Source organism: Bacteroides fragilis NCTC 9343 (genome assembly GCF_000025985.1).
GTDB lineage: Bacteria > Bacteroidota > Bacteroidia > Bacteroidales > Bacteroidaceae > Bacteroides > Bacteroides fragilis.
In genome coordinates, this window is the sequence record NC_003228.3 from 1,279,020 (window position 1) to 1,292,986 (window position 13,967).

At 42.3% G+C, this 13,967-nt stretch carries 11 protein-coding genes and 1 other RNA gene; 8 read left to right on the top strand and 4 right to left on the bottom strand.

Annotated elements, in window-relative coordinates:
• Positions 1-8: 8 nt before the first annotated feature.
• Both BF9343_RS04845 and BF9343_RS04850 read right to left on the bottom strand, forming a co-directional pair.
• Complete coding sequence (locus BF9343_RS04845) at positions 9-653, bottom strand: HmuY family protein (RefSeq protein WP_005785524.1); 645 nt, start codon at positions 651-653, stop codon at positions 9-11.
• Between the two features lie 16 nt (positions 654-669).
• The gene (locus BF9343_RS04850) at positions 670-2,733 is read right to left on the bottom strand and encodes a TonB-dependent receptor plug domain-containing protein (protein WP_005793172.1); all 2,064 of its coding nucleotides are present in this window, start codon (positions 2,731-2,733) and stop codon (positions 670-672) included.
• A 247-nt stretch (positions 2,734-2,980) separates the two neighbouring features.
• On the opposite strand from BF9343_RS04850, the gene hpt reads away from it, so the two are divergent.
• From hpt to BF9343_RS04880, 6 genes are all read left to right on the top strand, one after another.
• A complete protein-coding gene (gene hpt, locus BF9343_RS04855) occupies positions 2,981-3,517 on the top strand; it encodes a hypoxanthine phosphoribosyltransferase (RefSeq protein WP_005785529.1) in 537 nt (178 codons plus the stop codon).
• Positions 3,518-3,572: 55 nt separating this feature from the next.
• Complete coding sequence (locus BF9343_RS04860; RefSeq protein WP_005785533.1) at positions 3,573-4,142, top strand: adenylate kinase; 570 nt, start codon at positions 3,573-3,575, stop codon at positions 4,140-4,142.
• A gap of 89 nt (positions 4,143-4,231) precedes the next feature.
• Complete coding sequence (gene obgE / locus BF9343_RS04865) at positions 4,232-5,398, top strand: GTPase ObgE (protein WP_005812983.1); 1,167 nt, start codon at positions 4,232-4,234, stop codon at positions 5,396-5,398.
• Positions 5,395-6,207: a peptidoglycan editing factor PgeF gene (gene pgeF, locus BF9343_RS04870; protein ID WP_010992271.1), complete on the top strand. Its 813-nt coding sequence runs from the start codon at positions 5,395-5,397 to the stop codon at positions 6,205-6,207. Before obgE ends, pgeF begins: the two co-directional genes overlap by 4 nt.
• A gap of 21 nt (positions 6,208-6,228) precedes the next feature.
• A complete protein-coding gene (locus BF9343_RS04875; RefSeq protein ID WP_009291724.1) occupies positions 6,229-6,894 on the top strand; it encodes a B3/B4 domain-containing protein in 666 nt (221 codons plus the stop codon).
• 11 nt (positions 6,895-6,905) lie between these two features.
• A complete protein-coding gene (locus BF9343_RS04880; RefSeq protein ID WP_005785544.1) occupies positions 6,906-7,637 on the top strand; it encodes a M23 family metallopeptidase in 732 nt (243 codons plus the stop codon).
• Here BF9343_RS04880 and BF9343_RS04885 read toward each other — a convergent pair.
• Positions 7,576-8,760, bottom strand: a complete 1,185-nt coding sequence (locus BF9343_RS04885; RefSeq protein ID WP_005785545.1) for an OprO/OprP family phosphate-selective porin — start codon at positions 8,758-8,760, stop codon at positions 7,576-7,578. The two genes, BF9343_RS04880 and BF9343_RS04885, sit on opposite strands and share 62 nt — an antisense overlap.
• Before the next feature lie 118 nt (positions 8,761-8,878).
• Positions 8,879-10,033 (bottom strand): lactonase family protein, encoded by a 1,155-nt coding sequence (locus BF9343_RS04890; RefSeq protein ID WP_005785546.1) that lies wholly within the window; start codon positions 10,031-10,033, stop codon positions 8,879-8,881.
• A 193-nt stretch (positions 10,034-10,226) separates the two neighbouring features.
• Between BF9343_RS04890 and ssrA the strand changes: the two genes are divergently transcribed.
• Both ssrA and BF9343_RS04900 read left to right on the top strand, forming a co-directional pair.
• Positions 10,227-10,624: a transfer-messenger RNA gene (gene ssrA, locus BF9343_RS21645) on the top strand.
• Positions 10,625-11,268: 644 nt separating this feature from the next.
• Entirely contained in the window at positions 11,269-13,953 is a 2,685-nt protein-coding gene (locus BF9343_RS04900; RefSeq protein ID WP_041926175.1) for a ligand-binding sensor domain-containing protein, read from the top strand.
• The last annotated feature ends 14 nt before the right edge of the window (positions 13,954-13,967 follow it).

The window sequence follows — 13,967 nt, forward strand, 5'->3', positions numbered from 1 at the left end:
ATTTTTGCTTAGTTTAAATTTGTACTGCCATCCGGCTGAATGGCATATTCAAATGAATAAATACCGCTTTTGCCTTCGTCATCATAAAAACTCTTGGCTTTCAACTTGGCATATTTCCCACTGGCTGTGCGAACGATAAATACGTAATCGCTTGGGGTGTAAGTGGGAGGAGGGCCGGCAAAAGTGATTGCTTTACAGAGAACCTCATTAGCGGTGGACTCCATGGTAGGAGGAGGGAAACCTGTGCCGGGAGCAGTGATGGTATAGGCTGCGTCGACAGTAAATGTTCCCTGCGGAACTGTCGTACAGGCTGCCAAATCTTTAATGTTAGTGAGTAATGCTCCACCTTTTCCTTTGCCGGATGCACCACTGTTGGTACGCACATTGTAACGATTGAATGCGATGTCCCAGTCTGTATTTTCGGCATGGGATTCTTCACTGACGCTTACTTCTTTTCCTTTTTCAAGTGAATAATAGATCCAGTCGTTTCCGTATGCTGTTTTCCGACTCAGGCTTACTTGTTTTACCGGCAACGTGTTTTCTCCTTGTGAAGGGTCGTCGGGACTGTTGTTGTCTGAGCAAGCGGTGATGATAAACGCTGAAAGTACGCCAAATAATAGAATGGCGAATCTGAATTTGTTTTTGTTGTTCATTATTGTTTTAGTTTAATTAAAGTGTATAATTACATGCGATAAAATAGTTTCTTCCCGGTGAAGTGGAAGTATTGAAAGTCACTCGATCTGAAGTATAATCGAACAAATTGGTTATTCCTGCTGTGATTCTCAGATTCTGCATGATATATTGAGATACTGTCAGATCCCAAAGACAATAAGGGTTTACTTTAGCCTGATAGTAGGCTTCTACCTTCTTTCCGTCTATTTCCAGTTCATCCAACACATCGAATTTCTTTTTCCCCATAATATTGCCGGACAGGTTGACAACGGTGGCATAGCGTGGGATGCGTGTGTTATATTCAGCACGAATATTACCGGAATGTGGACTGGAAGAGCTCAATCGGACTCCATCCGCATCTTTGCTTGTGTACAGATAATTGTATGCTCCATGCACATTGATATGTCTGTTTATTTGTATTTTGCACATGGTCTCTACTCCTGCCAGGCGGCTTTTTCCTATATTGATATAATGGAGTTCCGTTTGGTCATTGCTCCACATTCCTTCTATTTTGTTTCGGAACCAGTTGCTATAAACGTTGGCATTGATATTGATCCAACTGTTCACATATTCTCCCGAAAGAGAGATATAATTGTTAGTTTCGGGTTTCAGTTTACTGTTGCCATATATCCAGAACATGCCCAGATGGTCCCAGTTCATGTACAACTCTTTAATGCTGGGTGAACGGTAGCCGCGTGCATAGTTAAAGCGGACAGTGAATGGAAAGATCTTATACATCACGGAAGCTTTGGGAGTGAGGTTGGTACCGTATTTCTCGTGATAGTCGCAGCGGAGTCCCGCTATTACGGAGAATTGCTTGTTGATGCTCCAGTCATCCTGGAGGAAAGCGGTGGCATACCATTGGCTTTTGTTTTCTTTCACACCGGTTTCAAATTTATCACTGAATAATGATTCTCTGTAATATTCCAATCCTCCCGTAATGGTCTGTTTATCGAGCGCCGTAGTGCTATATACGATACGGGGCTGGATAATATTGTTTTTATATTCGAGACGACGACCGCTCTTCAGTTCGTATTTATCATATCGGTTGTAGTGATCGGTATGAACAGAGGCTACCAAAGAGGATTTGTCGGAAATCGTGTAATCTATGCTTCCGCCATAGGTATAGTCCTCTGATTTCTCGAATATATTATCTGCTTGAAAATCATATTTGTTCAGCATATAATAGCTTCCTTTTAACTGGACTTTGAGCCGTTTGCTGAAACGATAGTCCATTTTATGGGCTACTTGTACGTCTTCGTATCCCGATATACTGGTCGGGGTTTTACTGAGTTCTTCGGTAATTGTGGTGTTATAGGCCGGAAAATATTTCACGAGAGGTTTTTTATCGAATAATTGGTATCCATCGAAACTTTTGTAAAGTACGTCGGTGTTCATGGTGAACTTGCCCAGGTTCAATCCAAGAGACAGATTGGTGTTCAGATTGGGTTTATCCAGATGAATCCGATATTTGTATTGCGAATGATCTTTGGGAGTATCTTTATAGTTTTGCTGGTTTCTTCCTGCATAGCGTATGCCTGCGGAAGCCTCGAATTTCTTTTTGGCTTTACGCGTAATGATGTTGATAACTCCGCCCATCGCTTGAGAACCATAGAGGGCCGAAGAAGCTCCTTTGACTATTTCGATATGGTCGATATTATAAAGATTGATTCGCGAATAGTCGATGTTGCCACCGTTTTCGCCCGCTATACGTTCGCCGTCTATCAGGAAAAGGATGTGTTTGGAACCTAATCCCTGTATATCGATGCTGGTTCCATAGCCAACCTCCTGAAAGTTAAGTCCGGGAACCTCTTGAGTCAGAAGGTCCTGAATGTTACCGGTTCCTCTTTCTTCTATTTGCTTAGAGGTGATTATCTGAGTGATGACCGGTGTGTTCTTAATCTTCTTTTCTGTTCGGGTTGCCGTAACCACAATTTGTTCAAGATTGAAAGGATCATCGTTCATATAAGAGACTGTGTCCTGTTCTTGCCGTACATTCTGTGCTGCTAAAGGAAGTGTTCCTATAAGAGTAAGTAGTAATGCTAATTTTACTTTCATCATAATCTTTGTTTTTGAGACAGCAAAGATAGAGGGTCCTTAAAGAGTGTGAAATACCTAAAAATAGGTAAAAGACGGATGCCGGTTGGTACTAATTCCATTAAAATTATTAGTTCAACTTCCGAATGGCTTTTCACACCTTGCATATCGGAGGGATTCTGTGACTTCTCTTAAAGAATTTGCAGGAGATGGTGTAAGGAGTGGAATAAAAATCGTATTTTTGCAACCAACTTTTTTAAAATAACCGGTTATGGATACCATTCAGATAAAAGATAAACTATTCACTGTTTCTATCAGGGAACAAGAGATTCAGAAAGAAGTGATTCGCGTGGCGAACGAAATTAATCGTGATTTGGCAGGTAAGAACCCGTTGTTCCTCAGTGTGTTGAATGGCTCGTTTATGTTTACTGCCGACTTGCTGAAACACATTACGATCCCTTGCGAGATCTCTTTTGTGAAGCTGGCTTCTTATCAGGGAGTATCATCTACCGGTTCCATTAAGGAAGTGATCGGTATTAATGAAGACATAGCGGGACGTACGATCGTTATTGTAGAAGATATTGTGGATACGGGACTGACTATGCAGCGTCTGCTGGAAACATTGGGAACACGCGGACCAAAAGAAATTCATATTGCTTCGTTGCTGGTGAAACCGGATAAACTGAAGGTGGACTTGAATATTGAATATGTGGCAATGAATATTCCCAATGATTTCATTGTAGGATATGGTCTCGATTATGATGGTTTCGGCCGTAACTATCCGGATATTTATACAGTTGTAGACTAACATAAAATAATAGGTATACCAGTAATGGTAAAATGTAGAATTATAAATTAACAAGATGCTGAACATTGTAATTTTCGGTGCTCCCGGTTCAGGAAAGGGAACACAAAGCGAACGTATTGTTGAGAAATACGGAATTAATCACATTTCAACAGGAGATGTATTGCGTGCAGAAATTAAAAACGGCACAGAACTGGGTAAAACAGCTAAAGGCTACATTGATCAGGGACAGTTGATTCCGGATGAATTGATGGTAGACATTCTGGCAAGTGTGTTTGATAGTTTCAAAGATAGCAAAGGGGTTATTTTTGACGGTTTCCCAAGAACTATTCCACAGGCTGAGGCGTTGAAAGTGATGTTGAAAGAACGTGGTCAGGACATCTCTGTGATGTTGGATCTGGATGTTCCGGAAGAAGAACTGATGACTCGTCTGATTAAACGTGGTAAGGAATCGGGCCGTGCAGATGATAATGAAGAGACCATCAAAAAACGTTTGGTTGTATATAATACACAGACTTCACCGTTGAAAGAATATTATAAAGGCGAAGGCAAATACCAGCATATCAATGGTCTTGGAACCATGGAAGGTATCTTCGAAGATATTTGTAAAGCGGTAGATACATTATAATTATAAAATATGTGTGCTGATATGCTCCATGCGCTATTTATAGCCAATGGACATATTGGCACATGATTACATCGAAAAAATAATTGGTTATGGCTGAATCGAATTTTGTTGATTACGTAAAGATATACTGCCGCTCGGGTAAAGGCGGAAGAGGCTCTACGCACATGAGGCGAGAAAAATATACTCCTAACGGTGGACCTGATGGAGGAGATGGCGGAAGAGGAGGCCATGTTATCCTGCGTGGTAACCGGAATTACTGGACATTGCTTCACTTGAGATATGATCGTCATGCAATGGCTGGTCATGGGGAGTCGGGCAGTAAGAACCGTAGTTTCGGTAAAGACGGAGCGGATAAGATTATTGAAGTTCCCTGTGGTACGGTGGTTTACAATGCCGAAACAGGTGAATATGTATGTGATGTAACAGAACACGGACAAGAGGTCATTCTCTTAAAAGGCGGACGTGGCGGATTGGGAAACTGGCACTTCAAGACGGCTACCCGTCAGGCTCCCCGTTTTGCCCAGCCGGGCGAACCGATGCAGGAGATGACTGTAATCCTTGAATTGAAATTGCTGGCTGATGTAGGTCTGGTAGGTTTCCCAAATGCAGGTAAGTCTACCTTGTTATCTGCTATTTCTGCTGCAAAACCAAAGATTGCCGATTATCCGTTTACAACATTGGAGCCTAACCTGGGTATTGTATCTTATCGTGACGGACAGTCGTTTGTAATGGCTGATATTCCGGGAATTATCGAAGGTGCCAGTGAAGGTAAGGGATTGGGATTGCGTTTCTTGCGTCACATTGAGCGCAACTCTTTGTTACTTTTCATGATACCGGCGGATAGCGATGATATCCGTAAAGATTATGAAGTGCTGCTAAACGAACTGAAAACATTTAATCCTGAAATGCTGGATAAACAACGGGTACTTGCCATCACTAAGAGTGATATGCTGGATCAGGAGCTGATGGATGAAATAGAACCGACATTGCCGGAGGGAATTCCTCATGTATTCATTTCATCTGTATCCGGTTTGGGCATTTCGGTGCTGAAGGACATTTTATGGACGGAGTTGAATAAGGAAAGCAATAAAATAGAAGCTATTGTGCATCGTCCGAAGGATGTCAGCCGATTGCAGCAGGAACTCAAAGATATGGGTGAGGATGAAGAACTCGACTATGAATATGAGGATGATGGTGATGGTGATGAGGACGATTTGGATTACGAATACGAAGAAGAGGATTGGGAAGATAAATGATTTCACTCACTGACGATAGAAAAATGTTGGGGTATGGGCTGTTGGGCGCATACCCCAACATTTCTCATTTTGTAACGACCCGTCACGGCGGTTATAGTGAGGGGGCGTATGCTTCTTTTAATTGTTCACCTTTTTCGGGAGATGAACTTGAAAGGGTAGAGAAGAATCAGACGTTGTTGTTTCAATCACTATCGCAAGCTCCTAGGCATTTGATTATTCCTTTTCAGACACACGGAACGAAAATACTTCCGGTCGATGAAAAATTTCTTGGAGCTTCTGGGCAGCAGCAACAGGAAATGCTAAACGAGATTGATGCGTTGATTACCACTGAGCCGGGATGCTGCATTTGTATTTCCACGGCAGACTGTATTCCGGTATTGTTGTATGATAGAGTACATCATGCTGTAGCGGCTGTGCATGCCGGGTGGAGGGGGACAGTGGAGTATATTGTTGGACATACGCTTGAGAAGATGCGGGCTGTTTTTGGAACGGAAGGACAAGATGTAATCGCATGTATCGGTCCGGGTATCTCTCTACAATCATTCGAGGTGGGGGATGAAGTTTATGAAGCTTTTCGTTTGAATGGTTTTGATATGTCGCGTATCTCTTTCAGGCATTCGGTTACACATAAGTACCATATTGACTTATGGGAAGCCAACCGGCAACAGCTTTTGGATTTTGGAGTACCGGGGGTACAAATTGAAATAGCGGATATTTGTACTTACATCCGGCATGAGGATTTCTTTTCAGCGCGAAGATTGGGCATAAAGTCCGGACGTATTTTGTCGGGCATTATGATAAATAGCTGATAGATAAAATTTTGATTTATTATGTATACCATTATTGTATCGAAAGAGTTAAAAGAAGCATGTCCTGTTTTTGCAGGGGTTGCTATATATGCTGAAGTGAAAAACACTTCTTATTGTGAAGGGCTTTGGGAGGAGATTCAATCTTTCACAGAAATGCTCACTGCAACAACCCGGTTGGAAGATATTAAGAAACAACCTGTGATAGCTGCCACACGTGAAGCCTACAAACGCTGCGGGAAAGATCCTGGGAGATATCGGCCGTCGGCCGAAGCGTTACGTCGCAGATTGATGCGGGGGATTGCTTTGTATCAGATTGATACTTTGGTCGATTTGATTAACCTGGTTTCTCTCCGGACCGGACATTCGATAGGTGGTTTTGATGCTGATAAGATAGCGGGCACTGGTCTGGAACTGGGGATCGGTAAGATCAATGAGCCTTTCGAAGGGATCGGGCGTGGTGTGCTGAATATCGAGGGGCTGCCGGTGTACCGGGATGCTGTGGGGGGAATAGGGACTCCGACCAGTGATAACGAACGGACAAAGATGGGGCTGGAAACAACACATATATTGGCTATCGTTAATGGCTATAATGGTAAAGAAGGACTGCAGGAAGCTGCCGAAATGATACAAACTTTATTGAAAAAATACGCTGACTCGGACGGAGGAACAATTACTTACTTTGAATAACGAATATCCCCATGAAAAACATATTCACTTTACTGATTTTATCTGTATGCTTTTTGTGTGCCAACATATCGGGTAGGGCACAGAACAAATTTTCGGATATGGAGGTCAATCATGTCCGGGTGGCTACACCGGGACTTTTTTCCAAGGAGAATTGTGTCATGCTGGATCTGAAGTCCCTGTCACGGAATTACTCTTTCCCTTTGCCGGGAGGCAAAGTCATTTCGGGCTATGGAACACGTGGAGGCCATAGCGGTGACGACATAAAAACTTGTGCCCGCGATACGATTCGTGCAGCTTTTGACGGGGTGGTACGTATGGCTAAACCTTATGGTGCGTATGGCAATGTGATTGTGATACGACATCCCAATGGGTTGGAGACGGTATACAGTCATAATGTGAAGAATCTGGTAAAGAGTGGGGATGTGGTGAAAGCCGGAATGGCTATTGGCCTGACCGGACGTACCGGACGGGCTACTACCGAGCATCTGCATTTTGAGACGCGGATTAACGGACAACACTTTAATCCCGGTCTTATTTTTGATATGAAGAAGGGAACCTTGCGTACTGATTATTTGCAATGTACGAAGAAAGGTAAGGGAATTGTTGTTAAAGCTTTGAAAAGCGAAAAAGTCCTTCCTAAATATAAAACTCTTTCGCCTTTCCTATATGAACTGCCCGGGATTAAAAAACCGGTATGGAATATACCAGCCCTAGCGAGATCCGCTGCGTATTCGGGTCTATAGCATCTAAATTGCGGGCGGGTTTCAATAGTTTATTCCGTTTGTATTGATAGTGCAAGAAGATCAATAGTTCGCTGTTCCTCATTGGATAGTATTCCACACAAACTTGTCCGCACCATGTCCGGCGATAGGTACCTTTTTCAAAGATACCGTTAGCTTTATAAATTTTTCCGGATTCGTAAATACCTTTCAGGTAAGCATTCCAATTAGGGTGGAAGCGGTAGTCTACATTGGCAATCGTGGTAAAATACTCGGTATGTTGGGCTGTCTGCGGGTTTTCCAAGTCTATGCGAGGTAAGGCGCTGATAATGCCTTTATTATCTATTCCTTGTCGGGAGTACATGAAATCCATATAAGCGATCCATGGACCTTTTTCGTAAACATTGCCTGCGGTAAGATACATTATATTTCTTCCTTTGGCCTGCTGTCCCCATGAAGCGGCGTATCTCAACTGAATGGCTTTGTCCAGATAATAACTGTTCCAGTTAATGGTCGATATCAGAGGTACTTTGGTAGCTTCGACATCTGTCGGCAGGCCGTGAAGGTAAGTATCTGCGTCTCCACCGTTACGGTTGTTGACTATCTGAAAATTGAGTTCTTGAGTCGGAGTCACATTCCAAGTGGCAGATACTCCCGCCAGAAAGCAGTTTACATAATTATTAAACTCGCTGAATTCACGTACTTTAATCGGATTGACATAGTACTCATAGCCTCCCAGCATAAGAAATTGCTTTCCGGCCGTGATGGAAAAGCGATCGGAAAGGTGATAGGTCAGATAAGCATACTCTACGGAAGAGGACAGATTATCCAGAGCAAAGGGGTTGCTGTATTTATTAAAAGATTGCCGGAAATGGTAAGAGAACTTCCGGTTGATATTTCCTATGATTTCCAGCTTAAACCGGTTTAACTTGAAAGCAACTTCATCTAACTCATTTTCAGTAAAAGAGGCAGCACATGAAGTATATAATTGGAGATTCATGTGAGCGGAAAATCCTTTGTTCTCTTTTCCGGTGACGCGTTCGATCACAGAGGGGATAGAGTCTTTGGGGGAAATAATTGGTTGTTGTTGAGCTGCAACAGTGCTCATGGTAAACAAGGTTACCAAAAGGAAGACGTGTCTTTTCATATTTGTGAAATCTCTTAGGGTTAATAAAGTGATGCAAAAATAATAAAAAAACGTCTTCCTTTCGGTTATTCTAGGGTAAAACTAAAACTGTTTGTTTCTCCTTTACCTTCTTTTTCTATCAGTCTACAAATTTCAGGCAAACAGGTTTATCTACTTTTATATCTTTCTTGATATCAGTTAATAATCCGGTAGCCTGATCTCTTTCAAATATTTGAATGACATTGGTGTCGCGGCAAGCTACCAATAAGTATTTGCCGTTGGGAGTGATGATAAAGTTGCGTGGATGGATTCCCGTTAACTGATAACCTACCTTGGTTAGGGTACCGTTGGTCTCATCAACTTTAAAGATAGCTACTCCGTCTGCTTTCAAGCGGTTGCTGGCATAGAGATATTTTCCGTCCGGGCTAAGGTGGATGTCACCGCTTCCCTGTGCGTTTACAGTGTCAGCCGCAACAGTTTGAATTTCGTCCAACATTCCGTCAGCATATCGAAAAGCGATTACCGTCCCTCCGATTTCATTAATAAGGTAGGCAAACTTACCGTCTGAATTGAATATCAGATGCCGGGGGCCGGAACCGGGAGCAACTTTAAAAGCTTCCGGGGTACCTTTTGTGAGGAATTTCTCTTTGTTATCGGCATTGGCATTAGGGTTGATATTGAATTTATGTATCTGATCGGTACCTAAGTCGTCTGCCAGTAAATATTTACCGTCGGGGGTAATACGTACACAGTGTAGGTGAGGCATCGTCTGCCGTTCTTTGTCCGGACCGGAACCTTTAAATTCGATTACGTCTGAGGCGGGTAGCAATGCTCCGTCTTGTCCGATAGGAAAGACGGTAATACTTCCACCGCTATAATTGGCTGTGACGATGTTCTTTCCGTTGGTGGTCAGATAGCACGGATCGGCTCCCATTGTTTTTTGTGTATTCAATAAGTGTAGAGTTCCTTTTTCTTTGTCGAAGGCAAAGGCGCTGACTGCGGCCTGGTCTTTGCTAAATTCATTGACGGAGTAGACAAACTTTCCGTCCGCTGATGGAATGAGGTATGAAGGGTTTGCTACTTCCGCATCACTCAGTGGGAGCGATTCTCCGGTTTCTTCGTTGAATCGGAAAGTATAGATGCCTTTGCTGTTGCCGGAAGTGTAAGTTCCGACCAGCATTGTTAATTCACTGTCAGTGGTTGACGGATCTGTCGGCTGAGCTGTTGTCTTTTTGGGGGAGCAACTGGCTACAATCATACCGGCAGCACAGATACTAATGATTTTCTTGACCATAATGAATAGATGTTGTTTTGAGATTTTGTTGGTTGTCTTTGTTACATTCTGAAAATACAAAGTTAGTATAATCTCCTGTGTTTCTTTCCGGAATGAATAAAATATCTAAAATCCACCCTCTTTTTCTTTCTATATGACGAATATTATCTATCTTTGCACCTACATAAGTGGTTACCACTTCCTCATTTCAAAAGGGGTTGACTGGTTTTGACAGCGGGCAGAAATGGTGGGTAAGCATGCAGTGCGTCGGTGATTTGCACTTTAATCTCAGTTATCAAAATTTTATCTGGCGAAACTAATTACGCTCTTGCTGCTTAATCGAATCATAGTAGATTAGCTTAATCCAGGCACCAGGTGCCAGGACGAGACATCACTCGGAAGCTGTTGCTCCGAAGCATTCCGGTTCAGTGGTGCAGTTACATCGGGGATAGTCAGAAGTGGCCTTGCGCTTCTGATGAAACTTTAAAGGATAAGGCAGGAATTGATGGCTTTGGTTCTGCTCCTGCACGAAAAACTTAGGCAAAGATAAGCATGTAGAAAGCTTATGATTTCCTCGTTTGGACGAGGGTTCGAATCCCTCCAGCTCCACTTTATGACAAAAAGGTCCTCCTGAACTTATAAATTCAGGGGGACTTTTTGGGTTAATAAGATCCCAATTGTCCGGGTTATAAAGTTCTTCTCTAACGTAAGTTGTTGAAATATATTGGATTAACTTCATTTTATCCCCAATTATTTGTCCGGGTAATTTATTTTGTTTTTTAAAATAAACACTCTACATTTGGCTTCGGAGTAATTTGTCATAGAGAATCGACAAATGAAAAACAATCTGATTCCAAGTCTGGTTAAGGAAATTATTGTCTACCCATATTTGTTCCTAATTCATATTCTGGAAAATGCCCCGTTAATCTGTCTTTTTTTTATTAGAAACCATATTTGGAAAACAAATTGAATATTATCCCGTTCTAATGTAGATCAGATTGATTTTTCATGTAAGTCACCTCTCTCAATGTCTTGTTACTAATAAATAAACTATGTGAACATCTCATTGCTGTTATTTTGTTAATATCCACTACGATAACTGAGAGGGATTTAAAGCGTGTAGGAGCGCTACAAATCCGATCACCTCCTTACGTGACGTGAAGAAGGTAGTATTTCTTTTCCCCCTCCCTCGCTACCTCTTGTTTGATTCTTGCTTTTTATAAACTACTCCATTTAAATTATAACAAACAAATAGAATGAAATATATTATATACTTCATGATGATGTTGTATGGTTCATTATGTCATGCCATCGTTTGCAAACACATTGTAGAAAGAAGTGAAACGAATACTCGTAAAGTGTATCAGATCCAAAGGGATGCTCTGGGTTATATGTGGTTTATGAACCATGCCGGAATCAGTCGGTTTGATGGGACCAAGCTAAAACACTATAAACTGCCGGCCGAAGGGCGAACCATGGATTATTATATGGGCAATTGCCGGTTGCTTACAGATAATCGGAATGGGTTGTGGGTAGTCACCCGTAATGGATATTTATGGATGTACAATCCATCATTGGATAAATTCGAATGCAGGAATCATCTGGTTATTCCGAATGATGTTTCCCTTCATTTTCTCTGCGTAGATAACAGTAGTCATATCTGGTTTTCTGTCGGAAACCGGTTGATAGCCTATCAAATACTATCTAATACTTTTCATCGGGTGGATCATAGCCTGGCAACGATTTCCTGTATGGTAGAGGTGGCTCCGGGAGAGTATTTTGTAGGTTCGGATGAAGGGCTGTTCGGAATTACAATAAAGAATTATGCCGTCGACAGGCAAACCGGAGAATTGTCCGGTAAAAGATATAGCCGGATACATGAAATACTTTTTCATCCTTATACCCAAAGATTGGTTATGTTTGATTATTCGGAAGGATTAGGGGTATGGGATATGAAGTCGGAGCAATTGGTTGGTACTTGGAACCGATTGTTGAATAGTCGGGTCAGTGGTCTGAGGATATGGGATGACCGGACTGTTTTGGTAGCTACAGATGGTGAGGGAATATTTCGTATGGATATCGTTAATCCGGATATTACATCTTTTATACAAACTGATTTTGAGAATGATAATTCAATTCGTACCAACCGGATTGCTGACGTGTTTGTAGATGATCAGAAACTTATCTGGGTGGCGGATTATCCGGAAGGCGTATCAATGATCGATGTGGAATCTCCTGATGATTATAAATGGTACAGGGCACGGTCCGGGGACAGTCATCCACTGACCAACAATCGGATAAATGCGGTTCTGCATGATTCGGATGGGGATGTCTGGTTTGCAACGGATCACGGTATCAGTTGTTTTCATCCGTCGACAGGCTTATGGAACCGGATTGTTACGCCTCTTCCTTGTCAGATGTATACTGCATTGTGTGAAGTAAAGCCGGGAGAGATATGTGCCGGGAACTATGTACACGGTTTGTTCTTCATCCGAAAGAAAAGTAATTATTCGGTTACACCGTATGTACGTATTTCAGGAGTAAACGCATTGTGTCGTAAGGATAAAGACGGTTTTTGGATTGGAACGGATGAAGGGGTGTTTTTTTATTGTCCGGAAAACGATAGTATCGTGGAGGTAAAACGCTTGTCCGGTTTACACATTCATGCTTTGCATCAGTCCGATGATTGTCTTTATATTGGGACTGAAGGAAACGGATTAATGGTCTATCATCCGGAGCATGAGCAGATGGATACGGTTGCTGCTTTAGGAACCGGTAATGTATATGCTGTTTGGTCGGATGATAGCAGGCGGTTAATGGGAAGCAGTGATGGGTTTGCTTTCTCGCTCGATCTTGTACAACATTCATATTACAGGTTTCTGAGTAAAGGAATTCGGATTACATCGGGTACTTTCTTAGGTAATGGAAGATACATTTTGGGCACCTATCAAGGCGCAATTGAGTATGATAAACAAAAGGCTCGACCGCTGCGTAAAGCTTGTTTGGGATTTTACTTGGACGAACTTCGGGTTTTGGACAAAGAGGTGACCGTCGAAACGGAGAATTCTCCATTGAAGAAAGCTCTGAACTGTACAGCTACGTTACAGTTGGAGCACAATGAAAATACTTTTTCGTTTACGGCTACTGCCATTCGCTATACTGAAAAGCAGGATATAGCTTACAGTTGGAAACTCGATCATACGGATTGGAGTGCTCCGTCTGTAGATAATAGAATTCGTTTTTCGAACCTTCCTCCGGGTGAATATATCTTTTCTGTGCGGGCGTTATCCATTGATAACGGTCGGCCGTTTGCGCAAAGAAATATGCACATCATCATTCGTCAACCCCTTTGGAAGACAGGTGGAGCTTTCCTTTGTTACGGTCTTTTGGCACTTATGTTGGGCTCTCTGGCCGTACGTTCATGGTTCGTATGGCAAGACAGAAACCTTTCAAGAGAACAAGTACGGTTGTTTGCGAATACGACACGTAACCTTTGTCTACCACTTACACTGATAAAAGTTCCTTTGGAATATCTTTATGAAAAGTCATCTTCCGAACTTGTTAGTAACGTATTGCAACAGATAAAGGGAGTGAACAATTTATTGGCTGAGCTGGAAAATATCAGTCGTGTTTCTGCTGCTCCGGGGCGTCTGTCGCTTGCCGACTATGAGTTATCCATATTCTTGAAAGAGACAGTAGCCCGAATTAGAGATTATATCAGCGAGAAGGACATTATGCTCCGTTGGACGGAGGAGCCTGCCTTTGCTACCGTATGCCTCGATAAGGATAAGATGTCTGCCATTCTTAGAAACCTGTTAATGGCTTTTACAGACAGTATGGATCGAGGTGGCGAAATTCTTCTGAGTACTTCGTGTAACAATCAAAAGTGGGAGTTGAGGCTGGAATCTGAGGATAACGGGTTTCTTAAAAAAAAATTCTAAATTATAAAGGGTTC